This window comes from Thermotomaculum hydrothermale, assembly GCF_016592575.1.
Classification (GTDB): domain Bacteria; phylum Acidobacteriota; class Holophagae; order Thermotomaculales; family Thermotomaculaceae; genus Thermotomaculum; species Thermotomaculum hydrothermale.
In genome coordinates this window covers 529,205-555,991 of record NZ_AP017470.1, presented here as the reverse complement: position 1 = coordinate 555,991, position 26,787 = coordinate 529,205, and the positions used below count along the sequence as shown (strand labels likewise).

Here is a 26,787-nt window from a genome sequence, read left to right as displayed (position 1 = left end):
AAAATGAAGAAAAAGAGCTTGTTTCTAATAATATTTACAATACTTTCAGTTAACCTATACGCCGACAAATTGTTAGACAATGTAATCTCTCATTTAAAAGGCTCAAAACCAAGGATGATGGCGTTCAAATGGTCTCCCTCTTCAAATTACATAGGATTTTTATCCGACAAAGACAACAACTTTATCCTTGATTTATGGATTTACGATTTAAAAACAGGAAAAGAGAGAGAATTAATAAATGCATCAAAATTCAAAATAAAGGAAAGTGAGGCGGAAAAACAGCTAAAGGAAAGGATGAGAATAGGAAATAGCGGGATTATCTTCTTTCACTGGTTTCACAATGGTGACAGAATTTTATTCAACCTTTCAGGTAATATTTATACCGTTGAAGTTAAAAGCGGAAAGATTGAAAAACTCCCAATTAATGTCAAACCTGTTTTATTCCCTATAATCTCAAACAACGATACTAAAATTGCATTTGTATCAAAAGGGAATGTATATGTTTACCTGCTAAATTCTAAAAAGACGATTCAAATCACAAAAGATGCTTCAAAAGATAAATACTACGGTATGGCTGAATTTGCAGCATCAGAGGAATTGGATAGATTTTCAGGCTTGTGGTTTTCCCCCGATGGTAAAAAACTCCTTTACACCTTTGTTGATGAAACGAAAATGGATAAGTACCCTATTGTAATTAACACATCTTTAAAACCCAAATACACTCTTCAAAATTACCCATTTGCAGGCGGAAAAAACGCTGTTGTAAAACTCTTTATTGCTGATTTTAACGGAGAAAAGTTTGAATCTAAAGAAATCAAATTTCCATTAAAAAAGGAATATTACCTTGCAAGGGTTTACTTTTACGGTAATAACCCGTTTATTTACATTATCAACAGAAAACAGAACATATTGTACAAGTACCTGTACAAAAAAGACGAGTTATCCCTTTTATCTAAAGAAACATCAAAAGACTGGATAAACCTTGATTCAAATTACTATTACTGGAAAGAAAAAAACGCAATACTATTTACCTCTGAAAAAACACCATCAGCTTACAGACACCTTTTTATATTCAAAAACAACCGCATTGAACAGTTAACAAAGGGGGAGTGGGAGATAAAATCATTCAAAGGATTTGACGGAGAAAAACTTTACTTTACAGCAAACATAACCCACCCAAACAATGTTGATTTTGCTGTTTACAACTTTAAAACAAAGGGGATAAAGGTTTTAACAAAAAAGAAGGGCTATCACATAATTTCAATGTCCCCTGACTGCAAATACTATATAGACACCTATTCAAACAGAAGCACTCCCTTTGAAAAGTATCTTGTTAACTTAAAAACAGGGGAAAAGAAACTTTTTGAAAAAACAGGTATAGAAAAAATTGAGGGGTTAAAACCCTGCAAGGTTGAGGAAGTATCATTTAAAAACAAAGAGGGAATAAGGTTTTTCGGGGTTTTAATGTACCCTGAAAATATTAAAAAAGGGGGAAAAATCCCACTTATTGTTTACACCTACGGAGGTCCTCACGCACAGGTTTGCACAAACTTTTTTAACCCCTGGGATTATTACTGGTTTAGATACTTTACCACAAAAGGCTATGCTGTTTTTAAAATGGATAACAGAGGCTCTGCTGGAAGGGGTCATAAATTTGAATCCCCTATTTACAGAGATATGGGAGATTTAGAGATAAAAGACCAGATTGAAGGGGTTAAATACATTGTAAACAAATTTCCGTTTATTGATATAAACAGGGTTGGAATATGGGGCTGGAGTTACGGTGGATACATGACATTAACTGCTATGACAAAGTTTGCTCCTTTTTTCAAGGTTGGAGTTGCTGTTGCCCCTGTTTCAGACTGGCACCTTTACGACACAGCATACACAGAAAGGTATATGGACTTACCCCAAAACAACAAGGAAGGGTATGAGAAGTCTTCCCCTTTAAACTATGTTGAAAAATTACAGGGCAAACTCTTAATACTTCACGGTGTTTCAGACGATAATGTGCACTTTCAAAACACTGAATTATTCTTAAAAAAGGCAATTGAAAACGGCAAAAAGGTTGATTTAATGGTATTTCCAGGTAAAAAACACAGCATAAGGGGGAGAAAAACGAGAGAATACCTTTTTAAAAGGATAACAGAATACTTTTTGAATAATCTTTAAATTTCAGGGGGCTAAATGCCCCCTTTTTTAGGTGAAAAATGAATGATACTGTACTTATTGGGGGTAGCTGGACAATTGGGGAATGGCATTGGGGAAAGGTTAAAGAAAAAGACGCAATTGAAACAATAGAAGTTTTTTTAGATAAATATAAATTTATAGATACAGCCCCTATTTACGGCTTTGGAAGAAGTGAAAAACTAATAGGAGAGTCTTTAAAAAACTTTAAAAGACAAAATATCACAATAATGACAAAATTCGGTTTAAACACCGAAGGCGGAGAATTTTTCTTTGAAACTTCTTACAGGGGAAAACCTGTTAGAGTATATAAAAATGCAAATCCCGACACCATTTTTAAAGAATGTGAAAAATCATTAAAAAGGTTAAATACAGATTACATTGATATTTACCTCTTGCACTTTAAACCTGAAAACCCCTCTTTAATTAAAATTGCAGAGACACTTGAATTGTTAAAAGAGAAAAAACTTATTAAAAAATGGGGGGTTTGCAATTTAAACACAGGAGATTTACACTCACTAATTTCAAACAAATTTAAACCTTACTGCCTGCAATTTAAGTACAACCCACTCTTCACAAAACCGGAAAAATCGGTTATTCCCTATTGCAAAAAATACAAGATTAAATTTTTTGGATACTCCCCCTTTGAAAGGGGATTGCTTACAGGAAAGTATTTAGAAAACAAATTTGACAGAGAAGACGAAAGAAGGTTTATAAAAAATGAAAAATTACAAAAATTTTCACAACTTGCCAATACCCTGAAGAAAATATCGGCAAATTACAACCTGACAATCCCGCAATTAATTCTTAACTATTTAAAAACAAAAAACATAAACGGCATAATTGCCGGAGCAAGAACACCCAAACAGGCAAAGGAAAACATTGAAAAATTCAATATTGAACTTAATATTAAAGATATCAAACTACTAAACGAAGTCTTTGAAAGTATTAAAATCTAACAAAAAGCTAATTTTTATTCAAAACCAATATCTTTATTTTTATTGTCTCTTTCCTTTTATTCAACACTATTTTTAAAATAATCACTTGTAACTTTAACAATCACTCCAGAAAGACCCAATAGTCCTATAAGGTTTGGAATTGCCATTAAACCGTTAAAAATATCTGCTAAAGTCCACACAACATCAATCTTTAATATACTCCCAATTAAAACAAGAATAACAAAGGCAACCCTGTATGGCTTTATTGCCTTAACCCCTAAAAGGTATTCAATAGCCTTCTCACCGTAATAAGACCATCCTAAAATTGTTGAGTATGCAAAAAGAATTAAGCCTAAGGCAACAACAAAACTTCCAGCGTGCTTGCCTAAAGCGTTTGAAAAAGCAACTGAGGTTAAGCTTGCCCCGTTTACCCCTTTCAACTTCCAGGAACCTGTTACAAGGATTACAAACCCTGTCATTGAGCAAACAACAATTGTGTCAATAAAGGTTTGAGTCATTGAAACAAGCGCCTGAGTTACAGGGTGTTTTGTCTTTGCAGCAGCAGCGGCAATTGGAGAGCTTCCCAACCCGGATTCGTTTGAAAATATCCCCCTTGCAACACCAAACCTTAAGGCTTCTCTAACAGTAGCCCCTGCAAATCCTCCAACTGCTGCATGGCCAGAAAAAGCCGACTTAATTATCAAATTAAAGATATAAGGGACTTTGTCAATCTCCATAATTATTACAATTATTGCCGCACCCATATAAACCACAATCATAAATGGAACAAGAAAAGAGGTTACCCTTCCAATTGATTTAATCCCACCAAGAATAACAATTGCTGTGGCAACGGCAAGGATTATTCCTGTAATGTAAACAGGCACTCCAAATGAAGATTTAACAGCATCGGCAACAGAGTTTGATTGAACCATATTGCCTATTCCAAAAGCAGCAATACTTGTAAAAAGGGCAAACAAGAATGCAAGAAAAGGGGATTTTAACCCATCTCTTAAGTAATACATAGGGCCACCTGCCATCTGGCCATTTTCATCTGTAACCCTGTAATGCACTGCAAGAACAGCCTCTGAAAACTTTGTTGCCATTCCGAATAACCCTGTAATCCACATCCAGAACAATGCACCAGGCCCTCCTGCAATTATTGCAGTTGCAACACCAGCAATGTTTCCTGTTCCAACAGTTGCTGAAAGGGCTGTCATAAGTGCCTCAAAATGGCTTATGTCCCCCTCTGCATCACCTTTTTCTTTCCTCTTAATAAAGGCAAGGTAAAGTGAATGCAAAAGTTTTGTAAACTGAATCCCCTTTAAGCGAATTGTAAGGTAAATTCCTGTGCCTAAAAGAAGAATAATTAAAGGCAAACCCCATACAAGCGAATCAATCTTTCCCAACAACCCTTCCATACCCACTCCTTAACCGTTAAAGTTGAAAATTGCAGCTTTCAAAACTGTCATATCCTCAATTGCAAACCTTGCCCCCTCTCTTCCAAGACCGCTTCCCTTGTTTCCACCATAAGGCATGTGGTCAACCCTGAATGAAGGAATATCGTTTATCATTACTCCGCCAACATTTATATTTTTAAAAGCGTACATTGCTCTGTTAACATTCTTTGTAAATACCCCTGCCTGCAAACCGTACTCTGAATTATCTGCCCTTTCAACCCCCTCTTCAAATGAATCAACAGGCATAATAACAACAGCGGGAGCAAACAACTCATCTTTCACAATCCGCATTGAATCGTTTGCATTGGTTATAACAGTTGGAAGGTAAATAACCCCGTCTCTCTTACCGCCTGTTAAAATCTCTGCTCCATTTTCCTTTGCTTCATTAATCCACGATTCAACCCTAATTGCTTCAGCCTCTGAAATCATTGGCCCAACATCTGTTTTTTCGTCTAATGGATTGCCTATAACCTGCTTCCTTGTCTCTTCAACAAATTTAACAAGAAAATCTTTAAAAATATCCTTATGCACATAAATCCTCTGCACTGAAATACAAACCTGCCCCTGATTATAGTATGCACCTAACACACACCTTTTTACCGCATAGTCAATATCATAGATTTCATTATCAACAACAACAGCAGAGTTAGAGCCTAACTCCATTGTCACCTTTTTCAACCCTGCCGTTTTAGTGATATGCTCACCAACCTCTCTGCTTCCTGTAAAACTTATTTTTGACACCCTTTTGTCTCTAATTAGCATTTCACCAACAGTTGAACCGCTTCCAGCAAGCACTGAGACGCTTCCCTCAGGCACACTTGCTTCAACAAAAGCCTTTATTAACTCAATACCGCTTAAAGGGGTAAGCCCGGCAGGCTTTAAAATAACAGGGCATCCCGCCGCAATTGCAGGCCCAACTTTATGCGCTGCAAGGTTTAATGGGAAATTAAACGGTGAGATAGCAACAACAACCCCGATAGGGAAGCGCTCAAAAAAACCGTATCTATTTTCTCCAGCCTTTGAAGCATCAACGGGGAAGGTCTCGCCATGAATCCTTTTAGCCTCTTCCCCTGCATAAGTTAAATTTTCAATACACCTATCAACTTCACCTAAAGCATACTTAATCGGTTTCCCCGCTTCCCTTGCTATAAGTTTGCCTATGTATTCTCTTTTTGATTTTATTATGTCAACCGCTTTAAATATAAACTCAGCCCTTTTATGAGCAGGGATTTCAGCAAGAGTTTTCCTTGTTTTATATGCCTTATCAAGCGCCTCTTCAACCTCTTTTTCTCCTGCAATTGAAACACTTGCAATTGCTTCTCTGCTATATTTATCAAAAACAGTTTGCTTCTTTTCTGTAAAAATCTCTCTTCCTGCAACAATTATTGGATAATCCATAACCCCTCCCTATTCAATTACTTCAAAATCGTTGCTTAAATAACTTTTTGTTACCCTTGAATAATTCCCTAAAATACGCTCCATCTCCTTTAAATCACTATCTTTCACTTCCCTAATAACCCTTGCAGGAATCCCCGCAACAACAGAATTAGGGGGGACCTTTGTGTGGGGAATTACAACAGCGCCTGCCGCCACAATAGAATTTTCACCAATTACAACATCATCCATAACAATGGCACCCATACCAATAAGTGCCCTATTTTTAATCTCGCATCCGTGTAAAATACAACCGTGTCCAACAATAACATTGTCCCCAACAATAGTGGGATACTTACCACCTGTAACATGTATAACGGTGTTATCCTGAATTGAAGAGTTTTTCCCAATCCTTATTTTATCAATATCACCCCTTAATACAGCACCAAACCATATAGACGCACCCTCTTCAACAACAACATCTCCAATTATTGTTGCTGTTGGAGCAACAAATGCTTTATCTGATATTTGAGGAATGAAACCTTTATACCTGCAAATCATACTCACCTCGCATCATTTTTTTTAATTATAACTTAAAACAAACTCTTACACAAAAAAAGGCGGCCTTTTTCAGGCCGCCTGAATTATGCAAGTTAATTACTTTACTCTCTTCCAACGAGGGAGAACATAAATGTTCTATCTAAATCTCCACTAACCGATATCGCAATTACTGATGTTGTTGATTTGTAATAGATATAGTCAGTTGATTCAATTTCAACATCTGCAAATAAGTCTTTTACAACTGACTTATACCTTGCCATTGATTGTAATTCAATCTGTTTTGTGTCTTTTACAACACCATCCTTGCTTATTAGACTTATATCAACAGTTGCTGTTTCATTGGATGGATTGGTTATTGCTATCCCGTTCCAGTAATTGTCTCCAGTTATAAGTTCAGGTAAGTACCCTTCTGTTGTTGCAAGGGATGGCAATGCAAAGCCGCATATTCCGTTTGCAACTGTACCATATATTTCCATTCCAATTATGTCTTTGTCTGAACGGATTATTCCCCATTCTGCACTACCATTGGCATCTCCAAATAAATCACTTGCCAATGCTTTAAGTTTTGTCTTTGCCTCAATTGTCATTGGGATTGATGAAACCTTTTCTCCATCTTTGCTGTACAAATCAATAACAATATTTGCAGCTTCATCGTTTGGATTTACTATAGCAAAGCCTGTCCAGAAAATATCTGTTTCCTCAGGTATATGGGGGATAAACAATGTGGTGCTTCCTGACGATTGCAGTTCTATTGCCGCACCATCTGTTTCATTGTGCTGGAATACCTCAAATCCACCTAATGTTTGAACACCGCCAAATGGATTGCTCTGAATAGATTCAACTGTACCCCAGGTTGCTGCCTCATTTACCTCATCTCCCAGCAAGTCTTCAAGGTTTATTAGTTGTGAAAAGAGAGAGATACTATATGTGTTCTCATTGTCTTCAACCTTAACTTTAACATCTGTTGCATCAAGGGATGATATAAACATAGAGGTATCCCAGTAATCTGTCTCTTCAGCAACATGCGGGATAAATAATTTTTCACTTGTCTGTGGCAACAAATAGGATGCCATCTGGCCTGTTGCTGTCATAACCTTTGAATAGGCAATACAGTAGTTATTGCTTTCAATTATAGCCTGGTCAAAGTCAGTTTCTCCGTTAGAGTATGGATTAAAAGAGAATTTCCCACCTGGTGCAACAGTGTAATCAGTGGTTAATACATTATTTCCATTGGCATCAAAGTACTTAACAGTAATGTGAGATTCCTCTTTTGCAAGGTTTACAATACCTGTTATAGCATTCTGGATTACAATACCTTCTGAAGACTTGGTAGATGTTCCCGTAGTTACTATAGGTAATGGTATAACAAGATTAAAGTGATGCGGCCTTACCACAACTATGGTTGCGTCATTGTTAGATAAATCTTTCAGCACAGTCGAAGCCGATTCTCCCTCATCATCAATTACAGTTACAGAAATATGGTAAGTACCGGGCTTTACAAACATATAATTGCAAAATCCATCAAAAGTTACAACTGTGTCTGAAAAATCATCCCCATCAATATGCCAGATATATCTAACGATAGGTCCACCATCGGGATCGTATGCATCACAGGTGAAGGTCACTCTCAATGGTAATTGGCCTGTAACACTTTGAGTTCTTGCACTTGTAATAACTGGTGGCAGTGAATCAGTAAACACAGCATTAATTGTGTGGTCAGAATTTACATTATAGAAAGTATAGGTTTGAACTCTACCAACAGAGTGTCCATCAACTGTTACATCTTCAATAAAATAGCCATTATCAGGTGTAATTGCAAAAGTAATATCATCACCAGGATTTACACTTACGCTGCCGCTTGGGTCTATGCTGCCACCTGTTCCTGCAGATGCTGTTATGGTGAACGTGTCTGCCTCGAATTGCGCTTCTATTGTGTGATCCGATGTTACGTTGTTAAAGGTGTAACTGGATACCGCTCCTACACTTGTTCCATCCACCAACACGTCTTTGATGTGGTAACCAGTGGCTGCACTTATGGTGAACGTCTGGCTACCTCCGTAACTTACACTTACGCTGCCGCTTGGGTCTATGCTGCCACCTGTTCCTGCAGATGCTGTTATGGTGAACGTGTCTGCCTCGAATTGCGCTTCTATTGTGTGATCCGATGTTACGTTGTTAAAGGTGTAACTGGATACCGCTCCTACACTTGTTCCATCCACCAACACGTCTTTGATGTGGTAACCAGTGGCTGCACTTATGGTGAACGTCTGGCTACCTCCGTAACTTACACTTACGCTGCCGCTTGGGTCTATGCTGCCACCTGTTCCTGCAGATGCTGTTATGGTGAACGTGTCTGCCTCGAATTGCGCTTCTATTGTGTGATCCGATGTTACGTTGTTAAAGGTGTAACTGGATACCGCTCCTACACTTGTTCCATCCACCAACACGTCTTTGATGTGGTAACCAGTGGCTGCACTTATGGTGAACGTCTGGCTACCTCCGTAACTTACACTTACGCTGCCGCTTGGGTCTATGCTGCCACCTGTTCCTGCAGATGCTGTTATGGTGAACGTGTCTGCCTCGAATTGCGCTTCTATTGTGTGATCCGATGTTACGTTGTTAAAGGTGTAACTGGATACCGCTCCTACACTTGTTCCATCCACCAACACGTCTTTGATGTGGTAACCAGTGGCTGCACTTATGGTGAACGTCTGGCTACCTCCGTAACTTACACTTACGCTGCCGCTTGGGTCTATGCTGCCACCTGTTCCTGCAGATGCTGTTATGGTGAACGTGTCTGCCTCGAATTGCGCTTCTATTGTGTGATCCGATGTTACGTTGTTAAAGGTGTAACTGGATACCGCTCCTACACTTGTTCCATCCACCAACACGTCTTTGATGTGGTAACCAGTGGCTGCACTTATGGTGAACGTCTGGCTACCTCCGTAACTTACACTTACGCTGCCGCTTGGGTCTATGCTGCCACCTGTTCCTGCAGATGCTGTTATGGTGAACGTGTCTGCCTCGAATTGCGCTTCTATTGTGTGATCCGATGTTACGTTGTTAAAGGTGTAACTGGATACCGCTCCTACACTTGTTCCATCCACCAACACGTCTTTGATGTGGTAACCAGTGGCTGCACTTATGGTGAACGTCTGGCTACCTCCGTAACTTACACTTACGCTGCCGCTTGGGTCTATGCTGCCACCTGTTCCTGCAGATGCTGTTATGGTGAACGTGTCTGCCTCGAATTGCGCTTCTATTGTGTGATCCGATGTTACGTTGTTAAAGGTGTAACTGGATACCGCTCCTACACTTGTTCCATCCACCAACACGTCTTTGATGTGGTAACCAGTGGCTGCACTTATGGTGAACGTCTGGCTACCTCCGTAACTTACACTTACGCTGCCGCTTGGGTCTATGCTGCCACCTGTTCCTGCAGATGCTGTTATGGTGAACGTGTCTGCCTCGAATTGCGCTTCTATTGTGTGATCCGATGTTACGTTGTTAAAGGTGTAACTGGATACCGCTCCTACACTTGTTCCATCCACCAACACGTCTTTGATGTGGTAACCAGTGGCTGCACTTATGGTGAACGTCTGGCTACCTCCGTAACTTACACTTACGCTGCCGCTTGGGTCTATGCTGCCACCTGTTCCTGCAGATGCTGTTATGGTGAACGTGTCTGCCTCGAATTGCGCTTCTATTGTGTGATCCGATGTTACGTTGTTAAAGGTGTAACTGGATACCGCTCCTACACTTGTTCCATCCACCAACACGTCTTTGATGTGGTAACCAGTGGCTGCACTTATGGTGAAGGTTATATCGTCCCCATCATTTACGGTTACGTTTCCACTTGGATTTATTGTGCCACCACTACCAGCAGAAGCAGTAATTGTGTGCGTAGTTGTAACAGGAGTAGGTGATTGAGTTGTACAGGAATTAGCAGTTACCTGGACATCATCTATATACCACCCTTGTGAACTCTGAGAACTATCGCACGCAATTCTAAAGCGAACAATTACATTGTTCCCTACATAAGGAGTAAGATCAACAATTACCTGGGTCATTGCCCCAAGAGTTCCCCCTGTCCAGGCACTTCTTCCAGCAATAGGGGAATTATAACTTGTTGAAATAGTTCCGTTGTAACCTCCCTGAGTTATATTCCCACCAAGGTCTGAAAAATTTGAACCTCCATCTGTGGATATTTCAATTACACAGCCGTCATAACCCTGTTCCATTTGATAGGTATGCCAGAAGGTTAAAGTTGCTGCAGTTGCATTTGTTAAATCAATAGGGACTGTATCAAGATAATCGTCTTTGATATTAGCCTCATCAGGACTAAACCATGAATTGCTCCCTGAATGGGTGTATGAAGAGCTTAACGCCCAATCTGTATTTCCCTGAGCAAGTGTTGTATTCCAGTTCCCCACTCCACTTTCCATATCATCTGAAAAGGGTGTTGAATTGGCAGGGGTATTATTGGTCGCAAATGTGTAAACATCAGATTCGGACATATTTGATGAAGAATCAGTTGAAGAAACTTTAAAATAATAAGTTGTGTTTGCCGACAGGCCTGTAATGGTTATGCTGTGATGAGTAACAAGACTTGAATCACTAACAGTAGTAGATGGAGGATTTGTGGTTCCATAAGTTACTACTGAATCAGATGGCTCATCAGTATCCCATGATACTATGCATTGATCAGATGAAACGCACAATGAGATATTTGATATTACTGGAGGAGTTGTATCATGGTAAACCTGCAGAGTTGATGTGCCATGAGCCACAAGGGCGTAAGGTTGTGGACCTTGGGGGACATTGTAAGCTATAACCTTTATTACATATTCCCCACTTTCAGGGTTTTCAATATCTATGGTTTCAGTATTGTTAAGCCTGTCAGGCTGTGTTTTATGGTTGGGATATAAGACTGTTCCTGAGGGAGAGGTTATCTTTAAGTCAAGGTCGTTCACTAGTTCAACACTTGCAGAAGTGGCTCCTGGATAATCAGTCCATGTTAAGGTCACCCTTATAGGAGCTGAAGTATCTGTTACATTGTACGAATAAGTGTCAACTTCTCCTGTGTTTAATCCAGTCTGTTCGTCAATATAGGAAAACTGAACTGGAGCAGCAGGCATTAAAGTGTTTCCTATGTCTATTCTTCCCCAGCCTTCAACATTGTTTGGCCTTTTTTCAGGAATCTCCTGAGTTGTCCCCGTACCGTATTGCCCAGGATAAATATCATAGGCACCATTCATTAAAGTTGCTTTTATTAAGGCAGCAGATGGTGTTATCCCTTCATGGTCAACAAAAAATTGCCTGGTAACAACTGATGCACCGGAGGTAATGGGAGTAGCCATTGAGGTACCTCCCTCATATATGTACCAATCATCGTATGCACCCCACCCTGTTCCGGCATTGGGATCCTGCGAGCGAACTGAAATTATAAATGTGCCTGGTGCACAAACATCAGGTTTTATCCTTCCATCAGGTGCCGGGCCCCTTGATGAAAAAGCAGCCATTCCGTTCCTATTTTCTCCAATTGTATCACTGTTTATTGGGTCAGCTGGGTAATCACTACTCCAGGCCTGACCATATGTTGTACTTGAAACATTTATGTCACTTTCAGTAGCACCAACTGTTATACAGTTTTTTGCAGTTCCTGGAGCAGTAACTGATTGAAGGTCTACCACACCATTTGAATCTGCGTCTGTTCCATCGTTTCCAGCAGCAAAAAGGATTAAAAAATCCTTATGATTCCACATAAACTGGTCAACCTGCTGTGCCTCACTGTCGTAAACATATCCACCACTTGATAAAGGTAATCCCCAAGAATTTGAATGGACCCTTGCACCGTCATCATAAGCAGGCTGAAACAAATCATTTAAATCAGAAGGTATACCACCAAGACCACCCTGGTTATCCAGCACTGATTGAAAGACAAGCCTTGCTTCATATGCCATACCTTTAAAGTTGCCATTTGAATGGCTTCCATCACCTAAAACAGAGCCTGTTACATGAGTACCATGTCCCTCATCATCTGACCAATCGTTAGTTCTCCCTAAAGCATATGTGCTTACTATTCTTGTGGTTGCTGTCGAAGAATTATCATCATCATCAAAATCTGCGTGAATGTCTGTTAAACTACCCTTATCAAGTCCCGTGTCGCACACTCCTGCAATTTGCCCGTTTCCTGTATATCCCGCACTCCATAGAGGACTAATGTTGATAATATCTGCAGCCTGCTGATTTTTTGTTTGAGAACCCTTTTTCACTTTAAAAGCAACAGAGGGTGTTTTAGAAAATACTACAGGAGTGGTGTACTTTTCAACCCATTTTAAAGCAGGTAAATCTTTTAAAGATGAAAGATATTTTTTGTCAATTGTTATTATTGCCGAGTATTGCCATTTTGTTTCATTCCACTTTTCAATAGTGGCACCTAAATCTTTTAAATAAAAATAACAGAAATTAGAGGGTAAGACAGGATAAAACAAAACCTTTAATTTAATAGAAGAACCCTTCTGAGAGTCTCCCTTTTTTTTAGGAGGAGTAAAAAGAAAAGGTGATACTCTAAAAGAAGGGTGGTAGTATCCTTTCCACCTTAACCCTTTTATTTTCAAAGAGTTAATATTTTTTGCTGTTGAATACACCACATAAGCGTAATCAGGGATATAGTCAACTATTTTTAAACCTCTATTTAACAAAGCAGCTTTTTCTTCCCTTGTAATAGGACCATTAAACTGAACAATAAAAAAATTTTCTGCTGTTTTAGAAATAGATTTGATAGATGTTAGAGAGGTAAATTTGCCTCCACTTTTTAATGGGTCAAAAGAACCGTTTTTAAATTTCAATGTTTGTGAAAACAGGGTTGTACTTAACACTAATAGACAAAGTAGAAAAAAACGCCTCATTATAAACACCCCCCTTTTACTTGTTTAATGCTCATTATTTTAACAAAAAATAAAATTTTTGGCTAAAAAATTTTATTCACAAAAAAAAGGCGGCTATTTAGCCGCCTGAATTATTTAAAAATTTTAGAAAATTTATCTTGTTGTTGACAATGCACTCATTACAGTATTGTTATAATCACCGGAAACTTTCACTCCAATAACAGGTCTATCTGAGGAATAGGTAATTGTATCTCCAGTTTCAACTTCTGTATTTTCAAACATGTCGTTTACAACTGCTTTGTATTTGCCCAATGGGGGTATTATTATAGTTGCTGTTGCTTTTACATTTCCCTGTGAATCTCTTAATTTAAAAGTAACATTTGCTTCCTCAGTATTTACATTAACCATTCCAATTCCAGTCCAGTAGGTACTATCAGATTTAATATCTGGAATTACTCCCCATGTAGTTGGTTTTTCATTCAAAGAATACCCACAAATAGCATCTCCATAGGTACCAAATAGTTCAAGTCCAACAAGTTTTCTATCCGAAATAATTTTTGCCCAACAAACAGTATTAGCAGAATCAGGGATTATGTCTTTAATCAGGGTTTTATATTTAGAACCTGCTTTAAGAGTCAAGTTATACAACCCTTCATAATGTCCTTCAGCATCGTAAAACATGATATTAACATTAGCGTCCTTATTTTCCACATTGTCAAGAACCAATCCTGTCCAGAAGTGGTATGTTTCTTCAGGAATATGAGATAGAAACAGCTCTTTAGATGGAAGATTGTTCATCTCAACTGCCCCACCGTCTTTGCCGTCTTTTACAAAAACTTCAAACCCAGAAAGAACATTTGTTGAGGAGAATGGGTTATCCGTTTGAACACTTATAGTCCCCCAATTTGTCAGAACATCAGTCACAGATGGTGCAAGATTTTCAAAATCAATAATTGTTGATTGAGCATTCCCAAGCTCAAAATCCTGTCCTGCAATTGTTCCTTCAATATTATAAGAATAAGGGTTAGAAATATAACCAAATGTACTCCAGTAATCAACTTCTTCCGCAATATGAGAGATATACAAAGTATCTTTTAAGTTTGTTGAAAGGTAGCTTGTTGTCTCAAAATTTTCGCCTTTTGTTTCAACTACAAGAACAACATACTTATCAGCATAGGCTTTGAGTTTTGTAAAATCTCCATCAAAAATACCAGGGGTAACAACAAAGTTTCCGTATGGCGGGATATTAACCTCTTTTTCCTCTAAAAGAGAACCTTCTGTATCATATGTATCAAAAGTTACGGTAACACTCTCATTAAAGATATTAACTATGGTTGTTGTGACATCAGTAACATCATTTTTATAGGCAGTCAACCCATTCAAGGTAGGCAAAGGTATAAGTACTGCCGCTGGGTTAGATACATTAATTTCTATGGTATCTGAGGTTGTTGATTCTCCTTCATCGTCGTAAACTGTTACGCTGAGATAAAAATCTCCTGCAATAGGCAAGGTATAATTTAAAGTTGGCATTGAAGAAATTATTTGTTCACTTTTCTTACCGCTTATGTTCCACTGATATCTGACAATATTGCCTCCATCAGGGTCATATGCATCAACATTTGCCATTAGTTCAAAAGGAGCATGGCCTGCATGTGAAGGAACTGAGAAGCTGTTAATTACAGGTGGGTGATTTTCAGCAAATGTAACAGAGATTGTGTGGTCAGAAGTTACATTACGGAAAAGATAAAAATGTTTTGCGTTTACCAATGCACCATCTACAGTAACAGTATCCACATGGTAACCTTCATCAGGGATAAATGAAAATCCCTGGTCACTTCCTTCAATCACCTGAATTGTACCTTCAGGTGAAATCCTCCCGTGAGAACCGGATGTTGCTACAATAGTATGATAAATTGCTTCAAATGTAGCACTAACAGAAATATTTCTATTTAAAGTTACTTGAATTGTCTGCTGGTTTGAAACAACATCTCCACTCCACCCTGTAAATGTATATCCCACTGTAGGCTGTGCAGAAACATTAACAACACTGCCATAAAGATAATTATTTGCTCCAGATGGACTAACTGTACCCTGACCGGATGCAATTGATACCGTTAAAGTATAGTAACCAGAACCAGTTCCAATATCGTCAAAGTTGTTTTGAGAATACGCATCCCATTCAATCGATGGGTCAAAGGCATCTGTTGGGTCTGTGTCTCCCTGGTGGATATACGGCTTTCTCCTTAATGTCATGTCCTTAGTTGATGCCCCATTGTTGCTCCATGCTGAACCTGGGTCTTCTCCAACTCTTCCTATTGAATCGATTACCACTCCATGGTCTTTCAAAACTATAGCATCATCCCCGTTAAAGGATAGTTCTGAACTTGTTATGTTGGCATTGTTTACCAAACCTGCATCTGCATTAGGGTCACAGATTACAAAGGTTGAGCCGTCTGCCAAGGTGCCACTTAAATTAATTGTGTGATTAGGAGAGTTTGCACCATTGTTGTATATCTCTATGATGTAATTGCTTAAGTCTATGTCTGCTCCAGTTTCATTGAATATTTCTATTGCCTTGTTCATTCCTGAACCTTCAATATATTCACTGAAGTAGAGATTCTTTCCATTGTTTCCTAACTCTGCAAAGTGTGCGTTTATTGTGTAATCATTGTCCATTACAACAGTTAGCGGGTTATCACTGCTTACTATGTCTCCATCCCAGCCTGAGAATGCATAGCCGCTGTTAGGGGTTGCACTTACCTGCACACCTGTTCCATACTGGTAATCGTTTGTACCGGAGGGTGTTGTTGTTCCATTGCCGTCTGGGGTATTTACCGTTAATGTATACAGGGATGTATGCTGACCAATATCGTCAAAGTTATCCTGCGGATATGCATCCCATTCAATCGATGGATCAAAAGCATCTGTTGGGTCTGTGTCTCCCTGGTGTATGTGCGATTTTCTCCTTAATGTCATGTCTTTAGTTGATACACCGTTATTGTTCCATGAAGAACCTGGGTCTTCTCCAACTCTTCCTATTGAGTCGATTACCACTCCATGGTCTTTCAAAACTACAGCATCATCCCCGTTAAAGGATAGTTCTGAACTTGTTATGTTGGCATTGTTTACCAAACCTGCATCTGCATTAGGGTCACAGATTACAAAGGTTGAGCCGTCTGCCAAGGTGCCACTTAAATTAATTGTGTGATTAGGAGAGTTTGCACCATTGTTGTATATCTCTATGATGTAATTGCTTAAGTCTATGTCTGCTCCAGTTTCGTTGAATATTTCTATTGCCTTGTTCATTCCTGAACCTTCAATATATTCACTGAAGTAGAGATTCTTTCCATTGTTTCCTAACTCTGTAAAGTGTGCGTTTATTGTGTAATCATTGTCCATTACAACAGTTAGCGGGTTATCACTGCTTACTATGTCTCCATCCCAGCCTGAGAATGCATAGCCGCTGTTAGGGGTTGCACTTACCTGCACACCTGTTCCATACTGGTAATCGTTTGTACCGGAGGGTGTTGTTGTTCCATTGCCGTCTGGGGTATTTACCGTTAATGTATACAGGGATGTATGCTGACCAATATCGTCAAAGTTATCCTGCGGATATGCATCCCATTCAATCGATGGATCAAAAGCATCTGTTGGGTCTGTGTCTCCCTGGTGTATGTGCGATTTTCTCCTTAATGTCATGTCTTTAGTTGATACACCGTTATTGTTCCATGAAGATCCCGGATCTTCTCCTATCCTCCCTATTGAGTCAACAACATTGCCATTATGAAGAAGAACTATAGTATCATCCCCATTAAAAGAGAGAGCACCTGTGGTCATATCAGCTGCACTTGTAAGGGTTGAGGATGCACTACTATATGCAATGAAGTAAGTATCTGCGTCTGCAAGTGTTCCAGAGAGGTTAATAGTGTGGTTCGGTGAATTTGCACCATTGTTGTATATCTCAATTGTATATTCACTTAAGTCAACTGAATTACCTGTTTCGTTAAATATTTCAATTGCCTTATTGTTGCTTGAACCTTCTATATACTCACTAAAATATAAGTCTTTTTGACTTGATGAGCCAGCAACAAAAACAGCGTTAACCGTTGTATCTCTCCTTATTGTCACACTTACAGGGTTATCTGTTGAGCTAATATCCCCTTCCCAGTAATCAAAAACATAGCCTGCATCAGGGGTCGCTGAGATTTGAACACCTGTTGCATACTGTTGCTCTGTAACACCTGTTGGATTTGTTGTACCGTTTCCTGAAGCAACGCCAACCGTCAGGTAATATAAGCATGAGTGTTGATTAATATCATCAAAGTTATCCTGAGGATATGCATCCCATTCAACTGACGGGTCAAAGGCATCTGTTGGGTCTGTGTCTCCCTGGTGGATGTGTGGCTTTCTCCTTAATGTCATATCTTTGGTTGATACTCCATTACTGCTCCACGCTGAACCTGGGTCTTCTCCAACTCTGCCTATTGAATCAACAACATTGCCATTGTGAAGAAGAACTATTGCATCGTCTCCATTGAAGGAAAGTTCACCTGTTACAAGGTCTGCTGCATTTGTCAGAGTTGAAGATGCACTATTATAAGCAATAAAATAGGTATCTGCATCTAAAAGTGTTCCAGAAAGATTAATTGTGTGATTAGGCGTATTTGCTCCATTGTTATAAATTTCAATTGTATATTCGCTTAAATCAACTGAATTACCTGTTTCATTAAATATTTCAATAGCTTTATTATTGCTTGAGCCCTCAATATACTCGCTGAAGTATAAATCTTTCTGATTTCCTCCACTATTAGCAACAAAGTGTGCCTGCAATGAAATATCTTCATTCATAACAACCTGAACTGGATTGTCTGTTGAATTTAGATATCCAGTCCATGAATCAAAGGAATAACCGTTATCCGGTGTTGCAGAAACCGTTACTGCTGTATTATACTGGTAATCATTGTCACCAGAAGGATTGGTTGTTCCATTCCCTGATGCAACCTCAACATGAAGGGTGTATAAACAGGTTTGTGAACCTACATCAGAAAAGTCATCCTGATTGTAAGCATCCCATTCGACTGATGGGTCAAAGGCATCATCAATAACTGTGTCACCGTGGTGTATGTGCGGTTTTCTCCTTAATGTCATGTTCTCAGTTGATACTCCATTGTTGCTCCATGCAGACCCCGGGTCTTCACCAACTCTACCTATTGAGTCAACAACATTTCCGTTGTGAACAAGAACTATTGCATCGTCTCCATTAAAAGATAGAGAGCCTGATGTCATCTGACAGAGATTCTGTAATGTAGAAGATGCACTTGAATGGCAGATTGCAAATGTATCACCATCATTCAATGTACCAGAGAGAGTAATTGTTGTAGAAGGAGTGGTATTTCCGTTTACATACATTTGAATTTCATACTCGCTTAAATCAACTGCAGAGCCTGTTTCATTGAATATTTCAAGGGCTTTGTTGTAGCTTGAGCCTTCAATGTATTCTGAAAAGTAAAGATCTTTTCCAGTTGGGGTTCCGCCAGAAGTTATAAAATCCTCCTGAGACCTTGGCATTAATTGATAACCGCTTGTATATGGGGAAGAGCTATCATACTGGCTAATAATACCAATTACGTCAAAATCTCCTGTTGGGGTATCCATTCCGTCAATATCTGTATCCTTGTCAACAAAAATTGTTGCCTGTCCTGTTGAATCTTCAATTGTTAAACTTCCTGAGCTTCCACTTGCAGGGATGGTACCGCTTACAACATGAACATTATTAATTCTTACAAGTTTACCTTCATAATCTTCACCTAATTGAGAGCAGGTAATTACCTGGGGTGCAGGCGGTGTATCGGTACCTAAAACAGTCATTGAACCAGATGAAATATCAAGTTCAAGTTTACCTTTGTATTGAGTAAGTTTTCCGCTAACCTCAACAACATCTCCGATATTTACCTGAGGCTGGTCTGATGTCCCGTTATAAACATTTATTCCGCAACCTGATGAATCCTGAATGTAGATATCTGTTTTTCCTGCACTACCAAAACCACCGACTGTTGGCACTGTAACAATACCCTGTAATGTTACATTCAGGTTGTTGTACTTATTTACACCGTCAGAATCGTTTGCATTATTCCTTAAATTGCATATTGGAATGTACCCAACCTGATATGAATACACTCCCTTTGATGCAGTATCATTATTGTCATCAGTAGCAACAATCATATACTGAACAATTGTATTTGATTGAGCAGGTATATCACCCTGATAGGTATCTCCACCAGTATTTATCATTGAAACACTGTTAAATGTATCTGTATCAAATGTTTTCCACTGTAACTCAACCCCTGTTATTGTTCCATTTGAATCTGTAACATCAACAGTTATTGTAACAGTATCTCCGTTTTGAGGATTTGACGGATTCATAGAAGGGGTGCCAATTGATATACCAGAATTATTCTGAGAACCGCTTGCAAGCCAAACTGTGAGATTTAAAAATACTTCTCTGTCTGTTACTCCAGATTCATTCCATCCATCATACAATGTATCTCCCGGATCTCCTGTGCCGTCATCACAGGGTGAAGAGTCGCCAACAAAGGCAATCCTTCCATTTCCAAAGCGGCTTGTTGCAACAACAACACTGTTGTTTGAATGAGATGAATCAGCCCATATCTGTGCCCTTGCATTTGGGTTTGCATTTGTATCAACAGTCATTGAAGCACCTGAATGGTAAGCAATGCCTGTTACGGTGCCAAATGGCCCGTTAAAAAGTGCATAATCTTCAGGCTCACTTAAATTGGTTCTAACATCAGTATAACTTCCAGACACACTATCTGAGTTAAAGGTCACACCAAATATATTGGAAATACCACGGGGATTGTTATTAAATAAATCATCCCAAACATCCTGGGCATCCATCCCATCATTATTTCTATCTGCACCAGTGTGGTCTGCAACAGCAAATAAACCACCACCGTTTTCAACAAAAGCAATTATTGCCTCTTTTTCAGAATCAGTAAATTGAACATTTGGTTCAACACTTATAAAAACATCAAAGTTGGATAAATCAAGAGGATTGGAAGAGTCTCCATAGGTAATTGTTGAACCGGCAGGAAGCTGCACTATTTCATAATTTCCAGTTTGCCATAACTCAAATCCCCATGAGGATATTGCTCCCAACCAATCACTTTCAGAAGTTGGATTGGCAGGGTCAGGATAAGGTTCATTATCGTCAATCTTCCAGTCTGCATTCCCTGCAGTTTGAGCTTTAGAGTTGTCAAAGAGAATTCTATAGGTTTGGGAGAATGACAACCCTGCAAAGAGAAAAATAGAAATTAATAAAAATGTGCGCACAAAAATCCTTACTCTTGTTTTCATCAAATGCCCTCCAAAATAATTGTTTTATTTATTGGTAATATCCAGTCATTAAATCTTTTTCACCCTCACCGCTATTAAATTTCTATAATTATGTAAAAAAATATTAAATTTTTAAAGGGAAAATTTAACCAATATTAAAAAAAAATTCTAATTATTTGAAACAAAGGAAGAAAAAAATTATTGTTTCGGAAGGATAATTGAAACCCTATCCCCTGTTTTGAGTTTAAGTTTCTTAATCGTTCCCGCATTCAATTCAATAACAAACCTTGCTTTCATAATAGGCTCATAAACCGGGCAGGGCTCCTGTTTACATGGAGGTGCATTTTCAACAAAATAAACAATCCTTCCTTTAGAATCAAGCCAGATTATATCAAGCGGTATAAAGCAGTTTTTCATCCATATAGCAAAGTAATCGTCTTTAGGGTACACAAAAAGCATCCCGCTATTTTGAGGAAGGCTTTTCCTGAACATTAAGCCCCTTACCCATTGTTCAGGGGTTTTTGCAATTTCCAGGGAAAAAACATACCCTTTAGGGAAAATCACAGTTGCAAACTCCACTCTGGGTAAATTATCATTTTTAGAAAAACAAAGAATAGATATTGATACAAAAACAAACAAAATTCTAATTAAATATTTCATCGCTTTTCTCTATCTGCTCCCTTGTCCCCATTACAAGAAGAACATCGTGTTTTTCAAAAATATAGTCTGAATCCGGATTAAAATACACCTTCCCATCTGGCTTTTTTATTGCAACAATCAATAAGCCTGTCCTTCTTTTTAAGTTTATTTCTGATATGCTCTTCCCTATTATGTGCGAATTTTTTGATATGTCTATCTCTGCGATTTCAAGATAAACATCTCCCTCTGAAAAAATATCAACCATATTTACAAAATGGGGAGAAATAATAAGATTGGCTATTCTCCTTGCTGAAATATCAAACAGGTAAACTACCTCATCAATACCAACAAGTTTCATCTTTTTTACAGAACTTTCTTCCTTTGCCTTTGCAATAACTTTTATTTTTTTATTCAAAGCCTTAGCTGTAATTGAAACAAAAATATTGTCAGCATCAGATGGCAGAGCAGCAACTAAAACAGAAGCTTCCCTAATCCCTGCGGCTTCTAAAATATTATCATCAGTCGCATCTCCAACAATGTGATAGTAATTATCCATTTCATTAATATACTTTGAATCCACAACGACAACATTTCTCTTACTTTTTTTCAGAAGTTCTGCTATTTTTGAGCCATTCTCACCAAAGCCACAGATAATAATGTGATTTTTTAATTTTTTTATAGCTTTTTCCATCTTTCTTCCCTTCATAAACTCTGTTAAACCGCCTTCAACAAAAAAAGCGGAAAAAGATGAGATAGTATATCCTATCAATCCAACGCCCATTAATATCAAAAAAATTGTAAATATCTTGCCTTTTGTATCTAATTCAATAACCTCTCTAAACCCAACAGTTGTTAGTGTTATCACCGTCATATAAAGCGAATCTAAAAAATTAGCTTTTTCAAGCAGAATATAACCAACAGTTCCAACAGTCAGGATTATAAAAAGAACAGTTAAAGGTAGATAAAGAACTGAAAAAAAATTTCTTTTAAAAGTCATAAATTGGCATACTCGCTGAAGGTCTCATGACAAAAATCTTTTTTGTAAAAAGAAAGTCTATTTCAACTTCGTATTCAGCAGAAATTTCTACCTCTCCTCTTCTTATTTTAATTCTAATATCCTGTCTTCTTAAAGGTATTTGTAATTCCCTTGCTTTTTTCAAAATCATATTATACAAAACCTCAGGCCTGTCTTTAAGTTGATAGTAGCTCCTTGCGGCAATATCCAGCTGATCTCTCAACTCTTCTTTGTTGTAAAAAACAGGTGCAACCTGAATCAATAGATAACCAATATACGCAAAAATAACCAGATAAATTAAACATCCTATTTTACTTTCCCCTCTTTTATTCAACATACTCTGCCTCCCCCTTTTCTATTAAAGGCTTACCAATAATCTCCCTTAAATTCATTAAAACTCTATCTCTATCTTCAAGAGTGTAATTATCAGTTTTTACAGGGGGGTGAATTATAACCTCAATTGTTTTTCCAGGGTTGATTAAAACTGCTCCCTTTGGTTGGACATGGTCAGGCCCTATTAATGTTACAGGCAAAATAGGAATTTTATGCTGAATAGCCGTAACAACAGGCCCTTTTTTGAGTTTTACCTTAAAAAAGTCCCTGTTTCTTATCCTTGTACCTGTAATTGCCATAATATACGGATGTCTGTTAAAGTATCTTGCCACATTTTTCAAAGTTTTTTTAGCATTATGAATGTTTTTTCTGTCGATTGGGAATGAATCGTACAATAACAACACCACTCCAAACAAGGGAATATACATAATTTCCTTTTTCATTACCGCTCTAAAAACAGGGTCAATCGCCTGAGCCATTGCATAGATGTCAAAATTGCTGAGATGGTTAAAAGCAATTATAAAAGGAGGGCCATCAGGAAGATTTTCCTTCCCGATAACCACTAACTTGGTTCCTGAAACTTTAAGTAAAGTCCAGCTCCAGATTTTTGCAATAATATTGAAAATTCTATTTCTTGTCTTTGAGGGTAAAAACACTATTAGCAATAGTAAAAGCAAAAAAAACAAAGTCAGGAAAATTAAAACAAAATTAAAAACTATGCTATAAACCAATTTCTTTAAAAACACAAACATACTCATATTTTAGCCTAAGAAATTAAAAAATTCAATTTTATTAAAGAGTTACGACATGAACAAAAATATAATACAAAACAGCCGACAGAATCCCTGTAAAGGGCAAGGTTACCAGCCATGAATAAACTATATCTCTAATTATTTTCACATTTAAACCTGCGATACCTCTTGCAAATCCAACACCTATAACTGCTCCAACAAGGGTGTGCGTGGTTGATATAGGAAGACCTAATTTGGAACAAATCAAAATAGTTGTGGCAGCAGAAAATTCAGCTGAAAACCCCCTTGAAGGAGATATATCTGTAATCTTCTTTCCCACTGTTTCAATAACCTTATATCCATAAGTAGCAACACCAATTGCTATTCCTGCTCCACCTAAAGCTAAAACCCAATCGTAAACAACTGCATGCTGTTTTACAGCACCCTCCTTTAAAACATTCACTATTGCACTTAACGGTCCCACAGCGTTGGCAACATCGTTTGAACCATGGGCAAATGCAACATAACAGGCTGTAATCACCTGCATAAAAGCAAATATCTTTTCCACTCTATTAAGCTTTTGGGGATAATCATACTCAGTATGAGATTTTGCCATTCTTAACAACATATATGAAATAATTGCAATAATTAAAAATACAATAAAGGAAATTTCAATCGCCCTATCTAAAGATATTGACTTAAGTTTAAGCCCTTTATAAATTACACTCATCGTTAAAACAAAACCTAACATACCAATCAAAAAAGGCCCTTTTTTCTTTAATTCTTCAACAGGATTTTCCTTTTGAAGAATTTTTTTACTTACAAACATAAAGATTATGTATGCAAAAATGCCTCCTGCAATAGGGGAAATAATCCAGCTTAATACAATCTTTCCTACCCCTGCCCATTTAACAGCTCTTGTTCCCCCAGCAACAAGCCCAAACCCTATTACAGCACCGACAATTGAGTGGGTGGTTGACACAGGCAACCCATAGTATGTGGCAAGGTGAAGCCAGATAGCAGTTGCAATTAAAGCAGCAAGCATACCTAATACAAAATGAGACGGGATAGAGGAAAAAATTGAAATATCAACCATCCCCTTCCTTATAGTTTGGGTAACATGGGAACCAACAAGGTAAGCCCCTGAAAACTCAAATATTGCTGCAATTAGTACAGCCTGTTTTAAAGTAATAGCCTTTGAGCCAACAGATGTACCCATTGCATTTGCAACATCGTTTGCCCCTACATTCCAGGCCATATAAAAACCAAAAATAATTGCAAGGATATAGATAATTGTATTAAAATCCATCCCTTCCCCCGTATTATTTACTTATCATCATTCTTATTCTGTTACCTACCTTTTCACTTAAATTTGCTATATCCCCAAATTTGTTGAATATTTTAGGCCACAAGAAAATTTCGGAACATTTAAGTTTGTCCTCTATCTCAAACACCTTTTTAGCAAGTTTTCTTTGAACAATATCGCATTCATGTTCTTTTTCTCCTAATTTATCAATCATCTCAAAAATATGCTTAACCTCCGGACCGCCAAACGCACTTTCAAAAGCCACGTCCATTTCACAGACAATATTGTAAAGTTGCTCAAAAGTCTCAATAACCTTGGCCTTAAATTCCGCAAGTAAAGGCTTGAACTCTTCTGGAATTTTTAACTCTTTCAATGTTAAAAGACCTGCAAAATCCTCAGCTGTATCCGCTATTGAATCCTGGCTTGCCAGCACAGTCAAAATAGTTTGCTTGTTAAAGGGAAGGAATACTGTGGTACTTATACCGTTTCTCAATTCATTTTTAATAATATCAACTTCGTGTTCAAGCTTGGAAACTTCTTTAGCATACTCTTCAAGGGTTGAATACTCCGCCCCTGCAATCAACAAATCAACCATTTCAGCAGCTTTGGTTACACATTCCTTAATCTTTTCAATCTGTTGCTTTAAAGGTGAAAAAGGAGATTTACTAAAAATCTCAAAAATAGATACGCTCATTTATCCCTCCTTAAAATATTAACCAAAAAAAAGCCCCTCAAAAAATGAGGGGCAAAATATTAATCAAGTAAGTGAACAATTAAACCACTTCTCAGTTTTGGTTCAAACCAGGTTGATTTTGGTGGCATAACCTGTCCAGCATCCGCAATATTCATTAACTGCTCAACAGTTGTTGGATACATAGAGAATGCCACAGCATAATCTCCTGAATTTACTAATTTTTCAAGCTCTTCTGTTCCTCTAATTCCACCAACAAAGGTAATCCTTTCAGATTTTCTTGGATTCTCTATTCCTAAAATAGGGGCAAGAAGATACTCCTGAAGTATATAAACATCAAGAGATTTAACAGGGTCGTCATCGTTTAAAATATGGCTTTTAGGAGTTATAGTGTACCATTCCCCGTCTAAATACATTGAAATTTCATGTACCTTTGAGGGGCTTTTAACACCTGTTTTTTCAATATTAAAATTCTCTTCAACTTTTTTCAAAAAATTTTCTTTTGATAATCCATTTAAGTCTTTGACAGCCCTGTTGTAAGGCAAAATTTGCAGTTGATTGTGCGGGAAGTAAACAGCCAAAAAGTAATTGTATTCCTCTTCACCTGTGTGATTTGGATTTTCTTTCTTTTTCCATTCCCTTACCTTTGCCCCTGATGCTGAACGGTGATGGCCATCTGCAATGTACACATGTGGAATTTGTTCAAACTTTGACTTTAACTCGTCAATAATCTTTTTATCTCTAATCACCCAGAAAGTATGAATTACACCGTCATCTGAAGTAAAGTGATACTCGGGAGCTTCCTTTGTCACTTCTTCAATAATACTATCAACATCCTGCTGTGCTTTATAGGTAAGGAAAACAGGCCCTGTGTTTGCATTAGTTGTGTAAACATGTTTAATCCTGTCTTTTTCTTTGTCTTCCCTGGTAAATTCGTGCTTTTTTATTCTGTCTTCAAAGTAATCGTCAGCCCACGCACAGGCAACAAGCCCGGTTTGAATGTGATTACCCATTTGCTGTCTGTAAACATAGAGGTATTCTTCCCCATCCTGCACAAGGTAACCCTCTTTAATAAGCTTTTCAAGGTTTTCTTTAGCCTTTTGATAAACCCTTTCATCATAAATGTGAACAGAAGGGTCTAAATCTATTTCAGGTCTTACCACATGCAAAAATGAGAGGGGATTATCCTTAGCTAATTCCCTTGCCTCCTCTGTGTTAACCACATCATAAGGTGGAGAAGCTATTTTATCCACATACTCTTTTTGAGGCCTTACTCCTCTAAACGGCTTTATTCTAACCATCTATGCCTCCG

14 protein-coding genes are annotated in these 26,787 nt (G+C 38.0%); 2 read left to right on the top strand and 12 right to left on the bottom strand.

What is annotated here, in order from left to right:
* Window positions 1-3: 3 nt before the first annotated feature.
* Entirely contained in the window at window positions 4-2,172 is a 2,169-nt protein-coding gene (locus TTHT_RS02475; protein ID WP_201328462.1) for a S9 family peptidase, read from the top strand.
* 38 nt (window positions 2,173-2,210) lie between these two features.
* Window positions 2,211-3,146, top strand: a complete 936-nt coding sequence (locus TTHT_RS02470) for an aldo/keto reductase (protein WP_201328461.1) — start codon at window positions 2,211-2,213, stop codon at window positions 3,144-3,146.
* A gap of 56 nt (window positions 3,147-3,202) precedes the next feature.
* On the opposite strand, the gene TTHT_RS02465 is transcribed toward TTHT_RS02470, so the two are convergent.
* The 12 genes from TTHT_RS02465 to TTHT_RS02410 form a co-directional block, all read right to left on the bottom strand.
* Window positions 3,203-4,543, bottom strand: coding sequence for an alanine/glycine:cation symporter family protein (locus TTHT_RS02465; RefSeq protein WP_201328460.1), 1,341 nt, complete (start codon window positions 4,541-4,543; stop codon window positions 3,203-3,205).
* A 9-nt stretch (window positions 4,544-4,552) separates the two neighbouring features.
* Window positions 4,553-5,980, bottom strand: coding sequence for an aldehyde dehydrogenase family protein (locus TTHT_RS02460; RefSeq protein WP_201328459.1), 1,428 nt, complete (start codon window positions 5,978-5,980; stop codon window positions 4,553-4,555).
* A gap of 9 nt (window positions 5,981-5,989) precedes the next feature.
* Window positions 5,990-6,517, bottom strand: a complete 528-nt coding sequence (locus TTHT_RS02455; RefSeq protein WP_201328458.1) for a gamma carbonic anhydrase family protein — start codon at window positions 6,515-6,517, stop codon at window positions 5,990-5,992.
* 101 nt (window positions 6,518-6,618) lie between these two features.
* Window positions 6,619-13,428 (bottom strand): S8 family serine peptidase, encoded by a 6,810-nt coding sequence (locus tag TTHT_RS02450; protein ID WP_201328457.1) that lies wholly within the window; start codon window positions 13,426-13,428, stop codon window positions 6,619-6,621.
* Window positions 13,429-13,560: 132 nt separating this feature from the next.
* The gene (locus TTHT_RS02445; RefSeq protein WP_201328456.1) at window positions 13,561-20,781 is read right to left on the bottom strand and encodes a lamin tail domain-containing protein; all 7,221 of its coding nucleotides are present in this window, start codon (window positions 20,779-20,781) and stop codon (window positions 13,561-13,563) included.
* Between the two features lie 177 nt (window positions 20,782-20,958).
* Window positions 20,959-21,420: a DUF192 domain-containing protein gene (locus TTHT_RS02440; RefSeq protein ID WP_201328455.1), complete on the bottom strand. Its 462-nt coding sequence runs from the start codon at window positions 21,418-21,420 to the stop codon at window positions 20,959-20,961.
* Complete coding sequence (locus TTHT_RS02435; protein WP_201328454.1) at window positions 21,404-22,396, bottom strand: potassium channel family protein; 993 nt, start codon at window positions 22,394-22,396, stop codon at window positions 21,404-21,406. Before TTHT_RS02435 ends, TTHT_RS02440 begins: the two co-directional genes overlap by 17 nt.
* Window positions 22,386-22,751, bottom strand: coding sequence for a hypothetical protein (locus tag TTHT_RS02430; protein ID WP_201328453.1), 366 nt, complete (start codon window positions 22,749-22,751; stop codon window positions 22,386-22,388). The genes TTHT_RS02435 and TTHT_RS02430 overlap by 11 nt, the downstream gene beginning before the upstream one ends.
* A complete protein-coding gene (locus TTHT_RS02425) occupies window positions 22,741-23,499 on the bottom strand; it encodes a lysophospholipid acyltransferase family protein (RefSeq protein WP_201328452.1) in 759 nt (252 codons plus the stop codon). Before TTHT_RS02425 ends, TTHT_RS02430 begins: the two co-directional genes overlap by 11 nt.
* 40 nt (window positions 23,500-23,539) lie before the next feature.
* Complete coding sequence (locus tag TTHT_RS02420) at window positions 23,540-24,787, bottom strand: inorganic phosphate transporter (RefSeq protein WP_201328451.1); 1,248 nt, start codon at window positions 24,785-24,787, stop codon at window positions 23,540-23,542.
* 13 nt (window positions 24,788-24,800) lie between these two features.
* Entirely contained in the window at window positions 24,801-25,478 is a 678-nt protein-coding gene (locus TTHT_RS02415; protein ID WP_201328450.1) for a TIGR00153 family protein, read from the bottom strand.
* 59 nt (window positions 25,479-25,537) lie between these two features.
* Window positions 25,538-26,776: a DUF1015 domain-containing protein gene (locus TTHT_RS02410; RefSeq protein ID WP_201328449.1), complete on the bottom strand. Its 1,239-nt coding sequence runs from the start codon at window positions 26,774-26,776 to the stop codon at window positions 25,538-25,540.
* Window positions 26,777-26,787 lie beyond the last annotated feature (11 nt).

Coding starts and splice junctions, on each gene's coding strand:
- TTHT_RS02475 (WP_201328462.1), top strand. CDS start 4: ATGAAGAAAAAGAGCTTGTTTCTAATAATATTTACAATACTTTCAGTT.
- TTHT_RS02470 (WP_201328461.1), top strand. CDS start 2,211: ATGAATGATACTGTACTTATTGGGGGTAGCTGGACAATTGGGGAATGG.
- TTHT_RS02465 (WP_201328460.1), bottom strand. CDS start 4,543: ATGGAAGGGTTGTTGGGAAAGATTGATTCGCTTGTATGGGGTTTGCCT.
- TTHT_RS02460 (WP_201328459.1), bottom strand. CDS start 5,980: ATGGATTATCCAATAATTGTTGCAGGAAGAGAGATTTTTACAGAAAAG.
- TTHT_RS02455 (WP_201328458.1), bottom strand. CDS start 6,517: ATGATTTGCAGGTATAAAGGTTTCATTCCTCAAATATCAGATAAAGCA.
- TTHT_RS02450 (WP_201328457.1), bottom strand. CDS start 13,428: ATGAGGCGTTTTTTTCTACTTTGTCTATTAGTGTTAAGTACAACCCTG.
- TTHT_RS02445 (WP_201328456.1), bottom strand. CDS start 20,781: ATGAAAACAAGAGTAAGGATTTTTGTGCGCACATTTTTATTAATTTCT.
- TTHT_RS02440 (WP_201328455.1), bottom strand. CDS start 21,420: ATGAAATATTTAATTAGAATTTTGTTTGTTTTTGTATCAATATCTATT.
- TTHT_RS02435 (WP_201328454.1), bottom strand. CDS start 22,396: ATGACTTTTAAAAGAAATTTTTTTTCAGTTCTTTATCTACCTTTAACT.
- TTHT_RS02430 (WP_201328453.1), bottom strand. CDS start 22,751: ATGTTGAATAAAAGAGGGGAAAGTAAAATAGGATGTTTAATTTATCTG.
- TTHT_RS02425 (WP_201328452.1), bottom strand. CDS start 23,499: ATGTTTGTGTTTTTAAAGAAATTGGTTTATAGCATAGTTTTTAATTTT.
- TTHT_RS02420 (WP_201328451.1), bottom strand. CDS start 24,787: ATGGATTTTAATACAATTATCTATATCCTTGCAATTATTTTTGGTTTT.
- TTHT_RS02415 (WP_201328450.1), bottom strand. CDS start 25,478: ATGAGCGTATCTATTTTTGAGATTTTTAGTAAATCTCCTTTTTCACCT.
- TTHT_RS02410 (WP_201328449.1), bottom strand. CDS start 26,776: ATGGTTAGAATAAAGCCGTTTAGAGGAGTAAGGCCTCAAAAAGAGTAT.